This is a genomic window from Aeromonas sp. FL131 (assembly GCF_049860615.1).
Lineage (GTDB): Bacteria > Pseudomonadota > Gammaproteobacteria > Enterobacterales > Aeromonadaceae > Aeromonas > Aeromonas hydrophila.
Genome location: NZ_CP187595.1, coordinates 2,443,722 through 2,463,408 on the forward strand (window position 1 = coordinate 2,443,722; position 19,687 = coordinate 2,463,408).

Annotated in this window: 11 protein-coding genes; 2 read left to right on the top strand and 9 right to left on the bottom strand. The window is 58.2% G+C overall.

The annotated features are described in order from the left end of the window. Positions 1-6: 6 nt before the first annotated feature. From ACPW75_RS11290 to ACPW75_RS11320, 7 genes are all read right to left on the bottom strand, one after another. Entirely contained in the window at positions 7-2,466 is a 2,460-nt protein-coding gene (locus ACPW75_RS11290) for a retention module-containing protein (RefSeq protein WP_256822289.1), read from the bottom strand. Positions 2,467-2,623: 157 nt separating this feature from the next. Further along, positions 2,624-4,549 carry an EAL domain-containing protein gene (locus tag ACPW75_RS11295; protein ID WP_077097655.1) on the bottom strand — a complete coding sequence of 642 codons (1,926 nt, stop codon included), beginning with the start codon at positions 4,547-4,549 and terminating at the stop codon, positions 2,624-2,626. 3 nt (positions 4,550-4,552) lie between these two features. Beyond that, complete coding sequence (locus tag ACPW75_RS11300; RefSeq protein ID WP_026080469.1) at positions 4,553-5,275, bottom strand: transglutaminase-like cysteine peptidase; 723 nt, start codon at positions 5,273-5,275, stop codon at positions 4,553-4,555. 158 nt (positions 5,276-5,433) lie between these two features. Beyond that, positions 5,434-6,762 carry a TolC family outer membrane protein gene (locus ACPW75_RS11305; protein WP_011706511.1) on the bottom strand — a complete coding sequence of 443 codons (1,329 nt, stop codon included), beginning with the start codon at positions 6,760-6,762 and terminating at the stop codon, positions 5,434-5,436. Positions 6,763-6,797: 35 nt separating this feature from the next. Further along, the gene (locus ACPW75_RS11310; protein WP_011706512.1) at positions 6,798-8,216 is read right to left on the bottom strand and encodes an HlyD family type I secretion periplasmic adaptor subunit; all 1,419 of its coding nucleotides are present in this window, start codon (positions 8,214-8,216) and stop codon (positions 6,798-6,800) included. Beyond that, on the bottom strand, positions 8,209-10,353 hold the full coding sequence (locus tag ACPW75_RS11315) for a type I secretion system permease/ATPase (protein ID WP_077097651.1): 2,145 nt from the start codon (positions 10,351-10,353) through the stop codon (positions 8,209-8,211). The genes ACPW75_RS11310 and ACPW75_RS11315 overlap by 8 nt, the downstream gene beginning before the upstream one ends. A 403-nt stretch (positions 10,354-10,756) precedes the next feature. Continuing rightward, positions 10,757-11,692, bottom strand: a complete 936-nt coding sequence (locus ACPW75_RS11320; RefSeq protein WP_077097649.1) for a TIGR01212 family radical SAM protein — start codon at positions 11,690-11,692, stop codon at positions 10,757-10,759. Positions 11,693-12,305: 613 nt separating this feature from the next. On the opposite strand from ACPW75_RS11320, the gene gltB reads away from it, so the two are divergent. Both gltB and ACPW75_RS11330 read left to right on the top strand, forming a co-directional pair. Then, positions 12,306-16,763 (top strand): glutamate synthase large subunit, encoded by a 4,458-nt coding sequence (gene gltB, locus ACPW75_RS11325; RefSeq protein WP_252410752.1) that lies wholly within the window; start codon positions 12,306-12,308, stop codon positions 16,761-16,763. Positions 16,764-16,775: 12 nt separating this feature from the next. Continuing rightward, positions 16,776-18,191, top strand: coding sequence for an FAD-dependent oxidoreductase (locus ACPW75_RS11330; protein ID WP_044800304.1), 1,416 nt, complete (start codon positions 16,776-16,778; stop codon positions 18,189-18,191). 80 nt (positions 18,192-18,271) lie between these two features. Here ACPW75_RS11330 and ACPW75_RS11335 read toward each other — a convergent pair whose 3' ends face one another. After that, on the bottom strand, positions 18,272-19,033 hold the full coding sequence (locus tag ACPW75_RS11335; RefSeq protein ID WP_077097645.1) for an amino acid ABC transporter ATP-binding protein: 762 nt from the start codon (positions 19,031-19,033) through the stop codon (positions 18,272-18,274). Then, positions 19,030-19,686 carry an amino acid ABC transporter permease gene (locus tag ACPW75_RS11340; protein ID WP_179101506.1) on the bottom strand — a complete coding sequence of 219 codons (657 nt, stop codon included), beginning with the start codon at positions 19,684-19,686 and terminating at the stop codon, positions 19,030-19,032. The genes ACPW75_RS11335 and ACPW75_RS11340 overlap by 4 nt, the downstream gene beginning before the upstream one ends. Position 19,687: the final 1 nt, after the last annotated feature.

A 19,687-nucleotide genomic window follows, 5' to 3' on the forward strand; every position in this document is an offset into this window, starting at 1 on the left:
ATTTGATCAACAACGCCCGTTGGTGCCGGTCAGCGCCAGGCTGTAGCCGATGCTGCCCGCCCCGTCGGCCCCGAAGGCTGGGTTGAACTGGGCCTGCACATTGGCGGCGCTCAGGGTGGCACTGGCCACCCCGTCAGTGCCGGCACCGCCCAGGCTGACCAGGCTTTCATCCACGGTCGCCCCCAGGCTCGGTGCTTCCACCGCCAGCCCGGCCCGCGGGCCGTCATCCTCGAAGCGGAACACGCCGTTGGCGCCCAGATCTACCGCCGCACTGGCGCTGTCGCCATCGGCATCGGTCACGGTCTGCACCAGGGTCAGCACGCCCTGACCCAGCGTCAGCGCCACGCTGTCATCCGCATTGGTGGTGTCGCCGTGCCAGACGTTGTCCAGCAGGGCCAGAGTCACTTCCCCGCTACTCGGGTTGATGGTCAGGGTGAAGTAGTCCACCCCACCCGCGCTGCCGGTGATGACGTTGCCCACCTGATTGAGCACGATGGCGGCACCCTGCCCGTTGGCCGCGGCCGGATCGACCGCATACAGGCCGCTCGCCACGTTGCTGCCGGTCAGCGCCAGGCTGTAGCCGATGCTGCCCGCCCCGTCGGCCCCGAAGGCCGGGTTGAACTGGGCCTGCACATTGGCGGCGCTCAGGGTGGCACTGGCCACCCCGTCAGTGCCAGCACCGCCCAGGCTGACCAGGCTTTCATCTACGGACACAGAGCCCAATCCTTCAGAATTGGTAGTAAGGGTGACACTGGGAACATCATCCAGAATGACCACATCCAGGCTCCCGCTGGTATTGTCACCATCGGTATCAACCAGTACAACGCTGAAACTCTCGCTAAGCGAATTGTCATTGGCTGGCTGGGTGTGGGTTTCACTCCCTCCCAAGGTGTAGCTGTAGTTCACGCTACCCGTGCCGGTCACGGGATTGTAATTAATGCCGGTAACGATCAGTTGGTTACCTAGTGGGCTGGTAATGGTTTGCGGGAAGGCGGTAACAGCTTGCCCATTGGTGACCAAGGCGACGCCTCCCAGCGTCAGACTCTGCACACCATCGGCAGCACTGAAGGTAAAAATACCGCTCTGAGTCACAGCGGCTGCATTCGGATTACTCCCTCCTGCCAATGAGGCTTCATTTAATGTCAGTTCTCCGCCCTCCAGCTGCAGACCGGCAAGCTCAACCGGCTCATCAACAGGAGTGATCGTGATAGTCAGTATGGACTGTACTGAATCTGTACCATCTGTGACGGTGTAACTCACTGCCGGCACGGGGCCGTCATAATTGGTGGCGGGCGTAAATTGATAACTGCCATCTGCATTGACCAGCAGGGTACCGACCCCTGCCAGAGTGACGGGTGTACCCAGAGTCGTGTTGGCAAGCCCACTCCAGCTAAATCCGGTGACAGTAGCAGCCTGAGGCCCATCATTATCGACGGTGTTATCAAGCAAATTGCCCGATACCGTCGCATCCTCCGTCACCACTACGCTCTCGCCCTGATCAGCAAGATCATTGACTGGCGTGATAGTGAGTTCCAAGGTGGATTGGACCGTATCGGTGCCATCGGTAACCGTGTATACAACAGGGGGAACAGCACCGTCGTAGTTGGGAGCCGGGGTGAATGTGAAGCTACCATCGCCATTGACGACAAGCGTACCGATCCCGTCGATTGTCACACTGGTTCCGACAGCCACATTGGCGTTGCCTCCCCAGCTGAAGAGCAGAACCGACGCAGCTAACGGCCCATCGGTATTGACCGTGTTATCCAGCAAATTGCCATTCAATACACCGTCTTCCGCAACAACCAGCTGTTCGCCTTGATCCGTCAGTTCATTGACCAGCAAGGGCTCTACTACTTGTTGTGTATCTACAACCGGCTCTGTCTGATATGTGGTGTCAAAGCCTGCGGCAGCAATGGTTGCATCACCAATACGGTCAATGGTGACAAAGCCACCATTGCCACTGGCACCGGCTACACCACCGATCCCGCCACCACCACCACCGGCGGCAGGTGCCCCACCGGCAGCAGAAGCTTCAAAGTTTTGTGTCGGGTCTACCCCTTGCAGAATTGATTTTTGCAATGCAGCGATATCAGGAGAAGCCGCAGTACCCGCATCAGGGGCTTGAGGTTGACCAGGGGCTGGTGCGTCATGAGCGGGAGCATCTGGAGTAGCGGCGGCTGGAGAATCGTCATAGGGAGCCAATACCAGTTTGGCGTCATCTGCAATATTAAGCTTGGCTCCCGGCTGGAGGATCTCGCCTTTTTGCAATGGGCGGCTGCTTCCATCAGCCAGCACGATTTGAACATTGCCTTCAATGGAAGAAACCACAACCGTTTTGTCGATGATTTGAGTGCGCATATCCTTTGCTCCAACGTGACAGATCTCGATGTCTACACCATAGATGTCTGTACGCTTCGCATCCGTTGCAAAAATGTATTGAATTTGTTCCGTCTTGGGTGGATGCAATGTATTAAATCGAAGGGTCTTTTTTATAATGTCAAATCAATCACTTGGTGGCGCTTCAAGCGAATCTCAAACAGAGAGGCGCCCTAAAAATACCTATTCTTATTCATCTTTAGAATAAAAAAAGGGCCCTTATGGGCCCCTTTTGATTTGATAACGTTCAAGCCAGTGGGAATGCGGGATGCACAAAACCCTGATAACCATCGATATGCAATTTGGCAAGCAACTCAACCTGATGTTGATCTTCAACCCGAGTCGCAATGGTTGTGACTCCTGCATTGTGAGCGGCGCGGCACACTGCTGCCAGGAAGGAGGTATCCGCCCCCGGCTCCATCACCTGACTGGTATAGCCATGGTCGACCTTGACATAGGCTGGAGCCAGCTCTTCCAGATATCCCAGTGACTGGAAGTGACGCCCATAATGATCCACCCCCCACTGGAATCCATGTTCTTGCAAGGCCTTCACCAAGGCGGTGACATGATCTTTATGCTTCATGATGGCAGCTTCCGGGATTTCAAACAGCAGCCGTTCTTGCAGCTCGGCATGATCCGTCAGATAGCCGGTCAACCACGCTCTGAACTCATCGGAACACAGCGAGCCAGCGGTAATATTGACCGCCAAGACCAGATCCGCCTGTTGTTGGAGCAATGGAATAGAAGCTTCAAGTATCGCTTGATCGAATTCGCCGCCCAATTTGAACTGTTCGATGGCCGGCAAGAATTGACCGGCAAAATAATCGGAGCCATCACGAGAAATAGAGGCAAATAATTCGGCATGCAAACGAACACCGTTATCAAATCTGCAGGCAGGTTGCGCCTTGAAGCGCCACAAGTGCCGAGCGATGGCATCTTGTACCAGATCGCGCCAAGCCAGACGTCCCATCAATCCTTGATCAACACCGCCCTCCATGACTACTGCGCCACGACGCTCATTACGCGCTTTGCCCAAAGCGTTGTCGGCCTTAGTCAGCAACGCTGACAAGTCGTCATTGCCATCGCGCCCTGCAATACCGATAACGGAGAGTGCACCGCCCTCACCCATGGGGTTCACAACCAGGTCGGCAATGCGACTGTTGATCACTTCCGCCAAATCTTTCAGCTGGGCCAGATCATCGGTAGGGCACAGCAAGGCATATTCCGTGGCCGAAATCCGTGCCAGTGCCGACCCATCCCAACCTTTAAGCTGTTCCTTCAGAGCCTGTGCTATCGACTTGACCATGTTGTCACGAGCAGCAAACCCCTCCTCACGGTACAGGTCATCCAGCATATCGACAGCGACCAGCATGACGCCGCCTTGTCCCGCCTCGGCAATCCATGCGTTTACCTGACCCACGAAATAAGCCCGGTTGCCCAAGCCGGATACGGCGTCCACATAAACCCGCTCCCGCAATTTTTCAGCCTCATCAGCCTGTTCCTTGAACTGCAGGGCCAGTTTGCTGGAAAGCGTATTGATGGCTTGTACCACCTGTTTCAATTCATGGGTCTTGGGTTCAGGAATGGCATGGCCAAAGTGATGCAGCTCGATCTCCACCGCCTGCTCGCAGATCTGCTTGAGCGGCTTGAGCAAATAGTTGAGCGCACGCATCAACAAAATGGTGGTGATGAGAAAACCTATCAGAAACCAGCTCGCCAGTTCGCTCATACCACGCCACAGCTCGTAGTAGGCTTGCCCGGGGTGACCAACAACCTTCAATTTGCCCAGTTGCAGCCAGCCAGAGGTCAGAATCGATTCGTTGGATACTTCCGGAAACAGGCCCAAATTAATGAACCACTGCGGCACCCCCTGGATATTGTTGGTATTTTCCTGCTCAATGACATCCTTGGAAGCCAACAAGTCCAGACGGACCAAGCGATAATATCCCCCATCAAATATCGCCTGGATGACAGATTCAGCCCCCACCTTGTCACCATTTTCCAGATAAGGTGTCAACGCCAATCCCAGGGATGTGGCGGTGTTGATGACGGTGGTTTCCTGTTGCTGCGCCAGATAGGTACGAGTCGAGTTGAATTGCACCCAATAGGTGGCTGCAAACAACAACCCGAACAGGATCAACATGGTGGCCAGTAATTGTCTGTAGAGCGTCATAGGTTAATCATCCAAATTCAACACAGGCTGAGCCAATCGCCCCGAAGTCATGCGATTGCGTAAATCATTCCATAATCCCAGGCGTGAGGACTGTCCAGCCAGTTCCCCTTGACCACGCGCCTTCATCAACCACAAGTGACTACCGTTAAAGCTGTATATCGGCATCAGATCCCGGCGCTGGCTGGCTGGCCGGATCGACCCAATCAAGTTATCCAAAATCACGGGAACTGAGGATGGCGTGTCATAGTAAGCAACCACCATATGAAACTGGTTGTAATCCAATGCCTTGACATAGACCATCCGCATTTTTTCATCCGGCACCCCCAATTCCAGCAGGGTAAAGTACTTTGAAATGCTGAAGTCTTCACAATCACCACCCGCCGCGCCTAAAAATTCCAACGGGGTCGCCCAATAGTCTTTTTTGCGCCACAACTTGATATCGTCAATAAAACGCATCTGGTTGAAAAACTGGTTGACCTTCTCCAGTTTCTGACGGTCCGTCAGACCGGCGGCACGATTCTGCATGACCAGCGTACGCCAAGTCGTGACCCGTTTGCCGGCTCTTACTCCGTACGTTTCCTGTGCCCGCTGTACCAGTTTGAGATCTTCTGGGGTAAGAGGCTGGCTGGCAGAAAGCAGCAAAGGCAGAGAAACCAACAGCAGCCAGAATGACCAGCGCAACCAGCGCGCGCGCAAAAACGGAGCCAAACCGAAGCTTGACGCCATGCCGACACTGCCTGCCCGATACTGCTCAGTCACATGCATCTTCAAAAGATCCACTGGCTGTTACTACACTGACCAGAAGTGGCCGTCAGAGACAAGGGATGGCGGCAGCCCGGCTGCAGCCATCCCTTTCACTCGCATCAAACCTGATGCGCACTCCATTACTGTTTAGCTTGCCAATCGGCGGGCTGCTTCACATTAAACGCATTGAGCAGACTGCCAGTGGCATTGAGGATCCGATAATCCGCCAGCAAGGAGTCGTACTCGGCCGTGATGTAGCTGCGACGGGCCTCAAACAGTTCGTTCTCGGTGTTCAGTACGTCCAGCAAGGTACGCTGGCCCAATCCGAACTGCTTCTTGTACGCCTGTACGGTGTCATAGCTGGCATCCACGTGCTCTTTCAGGAAGGTCTTCTGTTTGGTCAAAGACTCTTTGGCGTTCCAAGCGAGGCGGGTTCCCTCTTCAACCTGACGGAAAGCATTCATATGAATATCTTTCGCCTGGGAATAGAGAGCAGACGTCGCCTTGCTCTGCGCCAGATCGGAACCACCACGGAACAGGTTGTAACGCATGCGCACCATGGCGGTCAGATCGTCATTGCGTCCCTTGACTGCATCAATGTCCTCGTTCCAGTTCTGATCCACTTCAAACGTGACGTTGGGATAAAAACCGGACTTGGAGCCTTCATGCTGATACTTGGCGGCTTCGATATCCTGCAAGGATGACAGCAAGGTCGGATGCACCTCGGTCGCCGTCTTCAATGCGGCATCCAGGCTGCTCGGAATGAGCTGAGCATCCGGCACCGGCTGTACCAAATCTTTTGGCATCTCGTTGACTACCCGGATGAATTCGCTCTCGGCATCCCGGTAGTTGTTTTCGGCAGCCGCCTGATTGGCATAGGCTCTGGCGACACGACCATCAATCTGAGTCTGGTCTGCCGTGGATCCCAAGCCTGAATCGGTCCGCTTGCTGATGTCGCTGCGGATCTGCTCGTGAGTTTCCAGGTTCTGTTTGGACAGCTCCAGGATCTCCTGCTGACGCAGCATGTTGAGGTAAACCTCAGCCACGCGCAGAGCTGTATTCTCCGCCTCGGAGATCATGGCCAGACGCTGAGCATTGGCTTCGGCATCGGTACGAGCCACGTTGCTGCTGACGTTGAAACCATCAAACAGCATCTGGCGCAGGCTGATACCGGCCTCTTTACGGGTCATGGAGTCATCGATAGTGGTCGAGTTCGCGCCAGCCGCACGAGTTGACGGGCTGTCAGTCTTCTCATAGCCGACACCGCCGCGCAGATCGATGGTGGGATAGTAACCACCTTTGGCTCCATCATGCTGATACAGTCGCGCCTGATAGAGATCAAAAGCTTCCTTGATTTTGGGATGGGTAGCCAGTGACTGTGCCACTGACTGTTCCAGTGTTTGGGCCTGGGTAAGGCCCGGGAACAGCACGGCGCCACTTACTAACATGGCAACAATCGTCTTCTTCATGGTATCTCCAGTCATGTTGTTTTTAGATTGTTGGCTTATCGTTCTCTCAGTGCCGACTGCTTTGCCCGTAAAATCGGCTTAAGCAAATAGTCTAGGACACTTTTTTTACCAGTAATAATATCTGCACTGGCTAACATACCGGGGATGATGGGAAGTGCGTTAAGCTCATCGCCCAAGTAACTTTTCTCGGTGCGGACTCGTACCAGGTAAAAGGAATTGCCATCTTCATCCTGGATCGAGTCAGCACTTATCTGTTCAACCTTGCCATGTAATCCTCCATAAATTGTGAAGTCATAGGCAGTAATCTTGACCACGGCCTCCAGCCCTGGCCGCAAGAACGCGATATCTTTGGGCGACACTTTGGCCTCGACCAGCAGAGTGTCTTCCAGCGGAACAATTTCCATCAGATCCATGCCGGGTTGCACCACACCACCCAGCGTGTTGATCTTGAGTTTCTTGATGGTGCCCTTGAGCGGCGCAATGACGCTGGTGCGATCCACCCGATCCCGCAGCCCAACCTGGCCTTCGGACAGCTGGCTCAATTTGCCTTGCCGTTCATTGAGCTCGGTCTGTGAATCGGCCCGGAATTTCAAGGCAATGTCGTTGCGCTTGGAGATGGTCTCCCGCAACACGGAATCGAGTTTGGGAATAAGCAGCCGGTTGCTCTCCAATTCCCCCTGCATTTCGTTGACCTGCCGTTCCAGCTTGATCAACTCGACCTGAGGCACGATCCCCTCCTTGGCCAAGGGGCGGCTGATATTGAGCTCCTGCCGCGCCAGATCTACGCTACGCGCCACCGTCCTGATCTTGGCATTGAGCTCTATGGTTTCCTGCTCTTTCTGTTCAATCTGTTGACCCAGAATATAGAGCTGGTTGTTCAAATTGTTGAGACGCTCATCCTGAACTGATTTTTCTCGAGCCGCATATTCGGCAAAGACGTTTTCGAAACCGTCCGGGAAATCGATGGGTTGCTTGTCGACCACGACCTGCTCACGCCACCCCAAATTGGGGCCAGTCTTGACCACCACGCTCTGGATTTCGGAGCGCAGCCTGGCAATATCCCCCTTGAGAGTCACCAGCTCCTGCTCGCGTTCACGAAAATCGGAGCGGAAGCGAGTATCATCGATGCGCAAGAGCGGCTGCCCTTTTTCAACGATGTCACCCTCTTTGACGAAGATCTCCTTGACGATCCCCCCCTCCAGATTCTGGATCACCTGCAACTGACGGGAAGGGATGACCTTGCCCTGTCCAACGGTGACCTCATCGAGCTCGGCCCAGGCGGCCCAGACGATGGCGCTCATGAAAAACAGGAAGCAGGCCCACAGCAATGCCCTGGCTCGAGTCGGGGTACTCAGCAGTACCGCAGCCGCACCGTCATCGACGAATTCAAGGTGCTCCGGCGCCGGCAGTACGGTATCGGATGGCGCCTTTTTGAACAGGCCAAACTTAGCCATTGGACGCCTCCTGCACACGCACCTTGCCCTCTTTCAACTGTTGCAGCACAGCCTCTTTGGGCCCATCGGCCACCACCTGCCCCTGCTCAACCACGATGACCCGTGAGGCGACATCGAGCATGGAGGTTTTGTGAGTGATCAGGATCAGGGTCGTTTCCGGCCCCAATCGTGCCAACTCATGCTTGACCTGCATCTCGGACTGGTTATCCATGTTGGAGGTGGGTTCGTCCATCACCAGGATGGGGGGGTCGTTTAGCAAGGCTCGCGCCAGCAGGATGGCCTGACGCTGACCACCCGAGAGCTGGCGGCCCCCTTCACCTATCTGCCGATCCAGCCCGTTGGGATCCCGATTGGTAAAATTGGTGACGCCGGCCCGTTTGGCGGCCCGCATGACCCGCACATCATCCACCAGCGGATTGCCCAGCATGATGTTGTCGCGCACCGAGCCAAAAAACAGGGTCACGTCCTGCGGGACACAACCTATGTTGCGCCGGATAACCGAGGCCGGCAGCTGATCCAGCTCGAATCCATCGAGTCGCACCGAACCATCGGTGGGCCGATACAAGCCCATCAAGATCTTCTCGAGCGTGGTTTTACCCGCCCCGATCCGGCCTATGATGGCCACCTTCTCGCCCGGCTCGATACGCAGATTGATGTTGTGCAGCGTGCTGGTTTCCATTCCCGGGTACTTGAAAGAGACATTGTCAAATTCGATCCGACCGGAGATCACGGGATGGTGGATGTACTGTTTGCCCTCTTCCTGCTCACCCGGTGTCACCATGATTTTTTCCAGGATTTCCAATGCGGACTTGGCCTGGTTGTAGCGGGTGGAGAGCACCGACAACTGCACCATGGGCGCAATGGCACGGCTTGACAGCATGACGGCGGCAATCATGCCCCCCATGGTGACCAACCCTTCCGAAATCTGATAAACACCGACAATCACCAGCGCCACCGTCACCACCTGCTGGATGTAACTGGCCAGCGAAGACATGGAATTGGTGATGCGGCGGGTCTGCACGCCCCAGGTCGAGATATGGGAGACAGCCTGCTCCCAGCGATGCTGGAACATGCTCTCGGCCCCGAAAATCTTGACGGTCTCAAGGCCTGAAATGCTCTCGATCAGGTTGGCGTTCTTCTGGGAAGCAAGCCGCGATCCCTCTTCGATGGACTGCTTGAGCGGCGCCTGAATATAGAAGCTGTAAATGATGAGGATCAGCATGGCGACGATCGGCACTACGACCATGACCCCGGCGAAAATCCAGATGATGAACAGGAAGAAGACCGCGAACGGCAGGTCGATGAGGGTAGAGACGGTGGCGGAGGTAAAAAACTCCCGTACCGATTCAAACTCCTGCAGATGTTTGGCAAACGCACCGGTCGAGGCCGGCCGCGACTCCATCCGCATGCCCATCACCTTGGCGAAGATCTTGGCCGACAACAGCACATCCGATTTTTTACCGGCGATGTCGATGAAGTAGCTGCGCAGCTGGCGCATCACGAAATCGAAGGTGAACACCACCATGGCCCCGACGGCAAGCACCCAAAGGGAATCAAATGCCAGATTGGGCACTATCTTGTCGTAGACGTTCATGGTGAACAGCGGGCTGGCGATGGCAAACAGGTTGATGAGGATGGACGCGATCAGTACGTCCCGATAGATGCCACGGGATTCAAACAGAGTGCTCCAGAACCAGTGCCCGTCACGGGTCTCCAGCACCTTGGGGGAGCGCTCATCAAATTTGAACTGCTTTTTGACAAAAAACAGTCGTCCCAGATACTCATCACCCAGCTGGGCCGCACTGATCCACTGGGCCGCATCTCCCGCCTGAGGAAAGATGACCTTTCCTTGACTCCTGTCTTCATTCCACTCCAGCAGAATGCAGGCACCGCCATTGCGCATCTGCAACACGCAAGGCAGCAACAAGGGGGAGATTTCGGCAAGCGGCTGGATCACTTCCCGGGCCGACAATCCGCCCCGCTCGGCGGCACGGCCAAACAGGTTGGGCGTCAGCAGGCCGGACACCAGTGGCAAACCGGTCGTCAGGGCATCCTTGCTGTTGGGCACCCCATAAAAGCGGGTCAGAAAGACCAGGCACTCCAACAACTCGTCAATACGGTTAGTTTCTGCTTGCATAGCATCCTGTCACTGCATGATTGGGCCGGCTCTATCGCCACACCGATATTCAAGCTTCACGGGCGCAGTTTGACGCAGACGATCCCGTGACATAAAGAACAGAGCTCCCCGAGAAGGGATCAACAGCCTGATACACATTAAGCACAGGTACATGACACTGAATGTCATTGGCAGACCTGATAGGCATTACACCCAAAGGCGAGACGGGCAGTTTGGTGGCGGATCGCGACACAAGATGGCGCCATATCCGATATATCCCGTCAAAATTGGAAATAATACAAGCTTATTGATAATGATATCTTTTTCAAGCCAAGTACTATATCAAGACAATTTTACCGAAACTATACCGCAAAGACTGAATTTCATCTAATAACTCACTGTTTTTTTGATGAAATCTGATTACCTAGCCGATATTGCCAGAAAGCGAAAAAGGGCGCCCCAGCGCATGACCCTGGGCGCCGGAGCGAGCCAGTTCACTAGCAATGTCAGCCATGGCTGTCCAGCGATTCTCGCACCAGGCTGGCGCCAACAGAGTCGGGCGACGTGCCGACGCCGAGATGCGGTGGTACACCACCTCGGGCGGCGTGTGCTGGATCATGGCAACCGCCGCTTCCACATACTGCGCCAGGCTCGGCACCTCCAGTCGACCTGCCTGCCACGCCTTGCCGAGGGTGCTTCCCTCTACCACGTGCAGCGGGTGCAGTTTTATCCCCTCCACCCCCGTCTCCACGATGCGCTGCAGCGTATTCAGGCTGTCCATGGCGACTTCACCGGGCAGACCGACGATAAGGTGGGCGCACACCTTGATGCCCCGTTGATGGGCCCTGGTCACAGCGTCAGCATAGGCGGCATAGCCATGGCCCCGGTTGATGCGCTGCAGCGTCTTGTCGTTGGCGCTCTGCAGCCCCAGCTCCAGCCACACCTCGTAACCCCGGGCCTGATAACCGGCCAACAGGTCCAGTACCGCATCCGGCACGCAATCTGGGCGCGTCCCCACACACAAACCCACCATGTCGCTCACCGACAGCGCCTCTTCATACATGCGCTGCAGGTACTCCACCTCGGCATATGTGCTGGTATAGGCCTGAAAGTAGGCGAGATAACGTTTGGCCCGGGTCACTTCATCCCGGCGAGCCAGCAGTTGCTGCACCACCGAAAGCTGCTGGGCCGACTCGTCGGCAAAGGAGGAGACATTGCAGAAGGTGCAGCCACCACGGCCCAGCGTGCCGTCCCGGTTCGGGCAGGTGAAGGCACCGTGAATGGAGAGCTTGTGGATCTTCTGGCCATGGCGCTGCTTGAGATCCTGGCCGAATGTATTGACGAGTTCGTGTAACTGCATGACACCTCCAGTAAAGGGGTGTCATTGTACGAGCTTGGCCGCGCGCAGCGCTGCGCTGGATCAAGGGAGGATAGAGTCGGGAAAACATATAAATATTCACCAATAACCGGATAAATATCAGCAAATGGGTAGTTATCGACGCTTTCGAGACTCATCCCCAATTTGACGAAGGCTCAACACCACCACAAAACCATCTTCTAACAGTTTGTTGAATAATGAAAATTTTCTCATAGACGGTGGTTTTGCAAATGCAAGTCATCTACTTCGTTATTGTGATCTCGGCCATTCACTTGTCGAGTGGATTGGTAAAATTACTACAAATCCTTGCCCCCATTGAGTCAACCAGCAAAACCCAATATAACAATACAAAATTCCACAAAAACAAAAATAACCAGAGCAATCGCCAGTTGATACCCCATATAGACCCGTACCTCGACATTTTGTTATGAGTTTGTGATAATGAAAACAGCCGGGATGTCCAATTGACCTTGCCGAAAAATCCCATTAGTTTGGAGATTCGCCACCTCAGGCGGACGGAACCACAAGAGCCAATCGCAATTTATGCAGTCTGTTGATGACAGTGCGATGCAAGGCCGAGCAAGGGAGAAATGCAATGTCACTATATGATCCAAAGCTGGAGAGGGATAACTGTGGCTTCGGCCTGTTGGCCCACATGGAAGGTGAAGCCAGCCACAAGCTTGTCCGTCTCGCGATGTCAGCATTGGCTCGCATGCAGCACCGTGGCGGTATCTCCGCCGACGGCAAGACCGGCGACGGCTGCGGTCTGTTGCTGCAAAAACCCGACAGCTTCTTCAGAGCTGTCGCCGAAGAGAAGGGATGGCACCTGGGCCGCAACTACGCGGTCGGCATGCTGTTTCTCAACCCCGATCCCGTCTTGGCGCAAGCCACTCGCGACATCATCGACGAAGAGCTGGAAAAGGAAACCTTGAGTCTGGTCGGTTGGCGCAAGGTGCCTATCGATACCAATGTACTCGGCCCTATCGCCAAGGCCTCCCTGCCCAGTATCGAACAGGTCTTTGTCAACGCCCCGCCCGGCTGGGTCGACAAGGATCTCGAGCGCCGCCTCTATATCGTGCGCCGCCGCATCGAGAAACGCATCAGCGACGACTACTTCTATGTAGTCAGCCTCTCCAACCTGGTCACCGTCTATAAAGGACTGTGCATGCCGGTGGATCTGCCGCGCTTCTATCTGGATCTCGCCGACATTCGCATGCAGGCGGCCATCTGCGTGTTTCACCAGCGTTTCTCCACCAACACCAGCCCGCGCTGGCCGCTGGCGCAGCCGTTCCGCTACCTCGCCCACAACGGCGAGATCAACACCATCGCCGGCAACCGCCAGTGGGCCAAAGCGCGCAGCTACAAATTCGCCACCCCGCTGATCCCCGATCTGCAAGAGGCCGCCCCCTTCGTCAACACCACGGGGTCGGACTCCTCCAGCCTCGACAACATGCTGGATCTGTTCCTGGCCGGCGGCATGGACCTGTTCCGTGCCATGCGCCTGTTGATCCCGCCTGCGTGGCAGAAACACCCGAACATGGATGACGACCTGCGCGCCTTCTATGACTTCAACTCCATGCACATGGAGCCTTGGGATGGCCCGGCCGGCATCGTCATGACCGACGGTCGCTACGCCACCTGCGCACTCGATCGCAATGGCCTGCGTCCGGCCCGCTACGTCATCACCAAGGACAAGTTCATCACCCTCGCCTCCGAGGTCGGCACCTGGGACTACACCCCCGACGAAGTGCTGGAGAAGGGCCGGGTCGGCCCGGGCGAGCTGTTCGTGGTCGACACCAGCAACGGCAAGGTCTGGACCAGCTTCGAGATCGATGACGATCTCAAGAGCCGTCACACCTACAAGCAGTGGATGGACAAGCACTGCAAGCGGCTGGTGCCGTTCGAGCAGATGGATGACGCCAGCACCGGCGCCCGCGAGTTCTCCGACGATCAACTGAAAACCTATCAGAAGCTGTTCGGCTACTCCTATGAAGAGCTGGATCAGATCATCCGGGTACTGGGTGAAAACGGCCAGGAAGCGGTGGGCTCCATGGGGGATGACACCCCGATGGCGGTGCTCTCCTCCAGCCAGCGCACCCTGTACGACTACTTCCGCCAGATGTTCGCCCAGGTCACCAACCCGCCCATCGATCCGCTGCGGGAAAACCACGTCATGTCGCTGGCCACCTGTATCGGCCGCGAGCAGAACGTGTTCAACGAGACCTTCGGCCACGCCCACCGAGTGCTGTTCCAGTCGCCGATCCTGCTCTACTCCGACTTCCACCAGCTGCTGGCACTGGAAGGGGAGCACTATCGCCATCAGGTGATCAGCCTCAACTTCAAACCCGAAGAGGGTCTGGAAGCGGCCATCCTGCGCATCTGTGAAGAGGCCAAGGCTGCCGCCAAGGCCGGTACCGTGCTGCTGATCCTCTCGGATCGGGACGTCAGTGCCGACACCCTGCCCATCCCGGCCGCCATGGCGGTGGGGGCGGTGCAGCGTACCCTGGTGGACAACAACCTGCGCTGCGATGCGAACATCCTGGTGGAGACCGCCAGCGTGCGCGACCCGCACCACTTCTCGGTGTTGCTGGGCTTTGGCGCCACCGCCATCTACCCCTACCTCGCCTACGAGACGCTTGCCAAGCAGGTAGAAGAGGGCGTGCTCAAGATGAGCCTGCGCCAGGCCATGCTCAACTACCGCAACGGCATCAACAAGGGGCTCTACAAGGTGATGTCCAAGATGGGCATCAGCACGGTGGCCAGCTACCGCTGCTCCCAGCTGTTTGAGGCGGTGGGCCTCTCCAAAGCCGTGGTCGAGATGTGTTTTCGCGGCGTATCGAGCCGCATCCAGGGTGCCGATTTTGCCGACATCCAGCAGGATCAGTTCAATCTGGCCCGCCAAGCCTGGCTGGCCCGCAAGGCCCTCACTCAGGGTGGCCTGCTCAAATTCGTTCACGGTGGCGAGTACCACACCTACAACCCTGACGTGGTGCAGACCCTGCAAGTGGCGGTGCGCTCCGGCAACTATGCCGATTACAAGGAGTACGCCCGCCTGGTGAACGAGCGCCCGGTCGCCACCCTGCGCGATCTCCTCACCCTGAAGAAGGTCGACAACCCGGTGGCGCTGGAGCGGGTGGAGCCAGCGACCAAGCTGTTCCCCCGCTTCGACTCTGCCGCCATGTCCATCGGCGCGCTGGGCCCGGAAGCCCACGAGGCGCTGGCGGTGGCCATGAACCGACTCGGCGGCCAAAGCAACTCGGGTGAAGGCGGCGAGGATCCCAAGCGCTTCGGCACCGAGAAGAATTCGCGCATCAAACAGGTGGCTTCGGGTCGCTTCGGCGTCACCCCCCACTACCTGATGAACGCCGACGTGGTGCAGATCAAGGTGGCTCAGGGCGCCAAGCCCGGCGAAGGGGGCCAGCTGCCCGGTGACAAGGTGACGGCCCAGATCGCCAAGCTGCGTTACTCCGTGCCCGGCGTGACCCTGATCTCGCCGCCGCCCCACCATGACATCTACTCCATCGAGGATCTGGCCCAGCTCATCTTCGACATCAAGCAGATCAACCCAAGCTGCCTGGTGTCGGTGAAACTGGTGTCCGAGCCCGGCGTTGGCACCATCGCCTGCGGCGTGGCCAAGGCCTATGCGGACTTCATCACCGTCTCCGGCTACGACGGCGGCACCGGCGCGAGCCCCCTCACCTCGGTCAAATACGCCGGCTCCCCCTGGGAACTGGGCCTGGCCGAGACCCAGCAGGCGCTGGTCGCCAACGGCCTGCGCCACAAGGTGCGGCTGCAGGTGGATGGCGGCCTCAAGACGGGTCTCGACATCATCAAGGCGGCCATTCTCGGCGCCGAGAGCTTCGGTTTTGGCACCGGCCCCATGGTGGCACTGGGCTGCAAATACCTGCGGATCTGCCACCTGAATAACTGCGCCACCGGCGTCGCCACCCAGGATGAGAAGCTGCGCCGCGAGCACTTCACCGGCCTGCCGGAGATGGTGATGAACTACTTCAAGTTCATCGCCGAGGAGACCCGCGAGCTGATGGCCCAACTTGGCGTCACCCAGCTGACCGACCTCATCGGTCGTACCGACCTGCTGGAAGCGCTGCCCGGCCTCACCGCCCGTCAGGCCAAGCTGGATCTCTCCGGCATCCTGGCGGCCCCGGTTGCACCGGCAGGCTCCAGTCTGTTCAGCCAGCAGCACAACCCCACCTTCGACAAGGGGCCACTGAACCTCAAGATGGTGGAAGATCTGCTGGAGGCGGTGGAAAACATGAGCGGCGGCGAGTTTCGCTACGACATCCGCAACACCGACCGCTCGGTGGGGGCGCGTCTGTCCGGCGAAATCGTCAAGCGCCACGGCAACCAGGGGATGGCGGCCGATCCGGTGCGGGTCCACTTCAACGGTACCGCCGGCCAGAGCTTCGGCGTCTGGAACGCTGGCGGCCTTGAGATGATCCTCACCGGGGACGCCAACGACTACGTGGGCAAGGGGATGACCGGCGGCAAGCTGGTGATCAAACCTCACGTCGGCGTGGCATTCAAATCCCACGAGGCGGCCATCATCGGCAACACCTGCCTCTACGGCGCCACCGGCGGCAAACTTTACGCTGCGGGTACCGCCGGCGAGCGCTTCGCGGTGCGCAACTCAGGGGCGCTGGCGGTAGTCGAGGGAATTGGCGACAACGGTTGTGAATACATGACCGGCGGCATCGTCACCGTGCTCGGCACCACCGGGGTCAACTTCGCGGCGGGCATGACCGGCGGCTTCGCCTACGTGCTCGACGAGTGCGGCAACTTCGCCAAGCGCACCAACCCCGAGCTGGTAGAACTGCTGGACGTGGCGGATCTCGCCATCCACCAGGAGCACCTGCGCGGCATCATCACGGCGCACCTCAACGAAACCGGCAGCTCGCGCGCCGAGGAGATCCTGGCCAACTTCGACTCCTATGTGCCCAAGTTCAGGCTGATCAAACCCAAGTCCAGCGACGTCAAATCGCTGCTTGGCCACACCAGCCGTTCCAGTGCAGAACTCAGAATCCAGGCGCAATAAGGAGGGAACCCTATGAGCCAGAACGTATTTCAGTTTATCGACGTGCAGCGGGTCGACCCGCCCAAGAAGCCGCTCAAGATCCGCAAGATCCAGTTCGTGGAGATCTACGAGTCCTTCAACCAGGCCCAGGTCGGCATGCAGGCGGATCGCTGCCTCGACTGCGGCAACCCTTACTGCGAGTGGAAGTGCCCGGTCCACAACTACATCCCCAACTGGCTGAAGCTGGCCAACGAGGGGCGCATTCTGGAGGCGGTGGAGCTTTCCCACCAGACCAACAGCCTGCCGGAGGTGTGTGGCCGGGTCTGTCCGCAAGACAGACTGTGTGAGGGTGCCTGCACCCTCAACGATCGCTTCGGTGCCGTCACCATAGGCAACATCGAAAAATACATCACCGACAAGGCGTTCGAGATGGGCTGGAAGCCCGATCTCTCCAAGGTTGTCAAGACCGGCAAACGGGTCGCCGTCATCGGCGCCGGCCCGGCTGGCCTCGCCTGCGCCGACGTGCTGGCTCGAGGCGGCGTCACCCCGGTGGTGTTCGACAAGTATCCGGAGATCGGCGGTCTGCTCACCTTCGGCATCCCCTCCTTCAAGCTGGAAAAAGAGGTGATGCAGCGTCGCCGCGAGATCTTCGAGGGGATGGGGGTGGAGTTTCGTCTCGAGACCGAAGTGGGTCGCGATGTCACCTTCGCCGACCTGCTCGGTGAGTTCGATGCAATCTTCCTCGGGGTCGGCACCTACAAGTACATGAAGGGCGGCTTTGCCAACGAGGAGGCGCCGGGCGTCTACGACGCCCTGCCCTACCTCATCGCCAACGCCAACCGGCTGCTGGGCTTCGAAAAGGCGCAAGCCGACTACATCGACTTTGCCGGCAAGCAGGTGGTGGTGCTCGGCGGCGGCGATACCGCCATGGACTGTGTGCGTACCGCCATCCGTCAGGGGGCCGACAAGGTGATCTGCGCCTATCGCCGCGACGAGGAGAACATGCCGGGCTCCAAGCGGGAGGTGAAGAATGCCCGCGAAGAGGGGGTTGAATTCATGTTCAACCTGCAGCCGGTCGGCGTCGAGCTGGACGCCCAGGGCCGCACCTGCGGCATCAAGGTGGTGAGCACCGAGCTCGGCGCCCCCGATGCCAATGGCCGCCGCAACCCGGTGGTGATCGCCGGCTCCGAGCAGGTGCTGGCTGCCGATGCGGTGGTGATGGCGTTCGGCTTCCAGCCCAACCCCCAGCCCTGGATGGCGGAACACGGCATCGAGCTTGATGGCCGGGATCGCATCAAGGCCTCGGAGCAGGCCGAGCATGCCTTCCAGACCAGCAACCCCAAAGTGTTCGCCGGTGGCGATGCAGTGCGCGGCTCCGATCTGGTGGTGACCGCCATCTATGAGGGGCGCAAGGCGGCCGAAGGGATCATGGACTACCTGGCCGTGTGATCTGCCGTCGCAACCAAGCCATCGTGCAAACAGCCCCGCTCGTGCGGGGCTGTTTTTTTATGTCGCTCAGCCACAACCGGCTAGATGCTCCAGCTCTCGGGCAGCCGCTCGGTGAGGGTGGAGATGTATTCGAAGGTACGCGCCCGCTTGGGGGTGGTGAACATCTGGCGCGCACTGCCCGCCTCCACCACCTCTCCCGCCTCCAGGAAGATCACCTGCTGGGCGATCTGGGCCGCCAGGCGCAAGTCATGGGTGGCGATCAGCATGGTGGTGCCTTCACTGGCCAGCTGGCGCAGCACGGCCACCACCTCCTGGGCAAGCTCGGGATCCAGTGCCGAGGTGGGCTCGTCACAGAGCAACACCTTGGGGGCCGGCGCCAGCGCCCGGGCAATGGCCACCCGCTGCTGCTGACCGCCGGAGAGGGTGGCAGGCACCGCCTGGGCCTTGTGCCTGAGCCCCACCTTGTCGAGCAGTTGCAGGCCGCGCGCCGCCGCCCTCTCCCTGGGCCACTGCAACACAGTCACCAACCCTTCCATCACGTTCTCCAGCACCGTCATGTGCGGGAACAGCTGGAAGTTCTGGAACACCATGCCGGTCTGCTGGCGCAGGGCCAGCACGCTTTGCCGTGACAGATGCCGGGTAAAGTCGAGCTCGCTGCCCCCCAGCACCAGCTGGCCCGCGTCGGGTCGCTCCAGCAGGTTCACGCAGCGCAGCAAGGTACTCTTGCCGCTGCCGGAGGGGCCGATCAGGGCGGTGACGCTGCCCGCGGCCATCGCCAGCCCCACCCCTTTCAACACTCGCTGCCCCGCAAACTGTTTCTCGATGCCACTCAAGCGGATCATAGGGTGACCTCCCGGGTCTCTTTATATGCCAGTCGCTGCTCCAGCTTGTCTTGCAGGGTGGAGAGCACCGAGCTGAACAACAGGTAGATGAGGGCCGTCTCGACATAGAGGATGAGCGGTTCATAGGTGACGGAGGCGAGTCGCTGAGCCGCCTGAAACAGCTCGGGCACGGTCACCGCCGCCGCCAGCGAGGTGTCCTTGACCAAGGAGATGAAGGTGTTGGAGAGCGGCGGTACCGCGATGCGCGCCGCCTGCGGCAGGATCACCCGCCACATCACCTGGGGCCAGTTCATCCCGATGGAGTAGGCTGCCTCCCACTGCCCTTTCGGGATGGCCGCCAGGGTGGCACGGATGATCTCCGAGCTGTAGGCACCGATGTTGAGGGTGAAACCGATGACGGCGGCGGTGAAGGCATCCAGCACTATGCCCGCGCTCGGCAGACCGTAAAAGATCAGAAACAGCTGCACCAGCAGCGGGGTGCCCCGAATAAGCCAGACATAGAAGCGGACCAGCATCACCAACGGGGCCGGACCATATAATCTGGCCAGCGCCACCGACAAGCCGAGCACGATTCCCAGCACGAAGGTAATCAGGGTAAGTGGCACGGTAAAAATAAGCCCCGCACTGAGCAGGGGCCAAAAAGAGTCGATCATT

Excerpts from the sequence above, each read along its gene's own strand:
- ACPW75_RS11295 (WP_077097655.1), bottom strand. The coding sequence starts at position 4,549 with ATGACGCTCTACAGACAATTACTGGCCACCATGTTGATCCTGTTCGGG.
- ACPW75_RS11300 (WP_026080469.1), bottom strand. The coding sequence starts at position 5,275 with ATGGCGTCAAGCTTCGGTTTGGCTCCGTTTTTGCGCGCGCGCTGGTTG.
- ACPW75_RS11305 (WP_011706511.1), bottom strand. The coding sequence starts at position 6,762 with ATGAAGAAGACGATTGTTGCCATGTTAGTAAGTGGCGCCGTGCTGTTC.
- ACPW75_RS11310 (WP_011706512.1), bottom strand. The coding sequence starts at position 8,216 with ATGGCTAAGTTTGGCCTGTTCAAAAAGGCGCCATCCGATACCGTACTG.
- ACPW75_RS11315 (WP_077097651.1), bottom strand. The coding sequence starts at position 10,353 with ATGCAAGCAGAAACTAACCGTATTGACGAGTTGTTGGAGTGCCTGGTC.
- ACPW75_RS11320 (WP_077097649.1), bottom strand. The coding sequence starts at position 11,692 with ATGCAGTTACACGAACTCGTCAATACATTCGGCCAGGATCTCAAGCAG.
- gltB (WP_252410752.1), top strand. The coding sequence starts at position 12,306 with ATGTCACTATATGATCCAAAGCTGGAGAGGGATAACTGTGGCTTCGGC.
- ACPW75_RS11330 (WP_044800304.1), top strand. The coding sequence starts at position 16,776 with ATGAGCCAGAACGTATTTCAGTTTATCGACGTGCAGCGGGTCGACCCG.
- ACPW75_RS11335 (WP_077097645.1), bottom strand. The coding sequence starts at position 19,033 with ATGATCCGCTTGAGTGGCATCGAGAAACAGTTTGCGGGGCAGCGAGTG.
- ACPW75_RS11340 (WP_179101506.1), bottom strand. The coding sequence starts at position 19,686 with ATGATCGACTCTTTTTGGCCCCTGCTCAGTGCGGGGCTTATTTTTACC.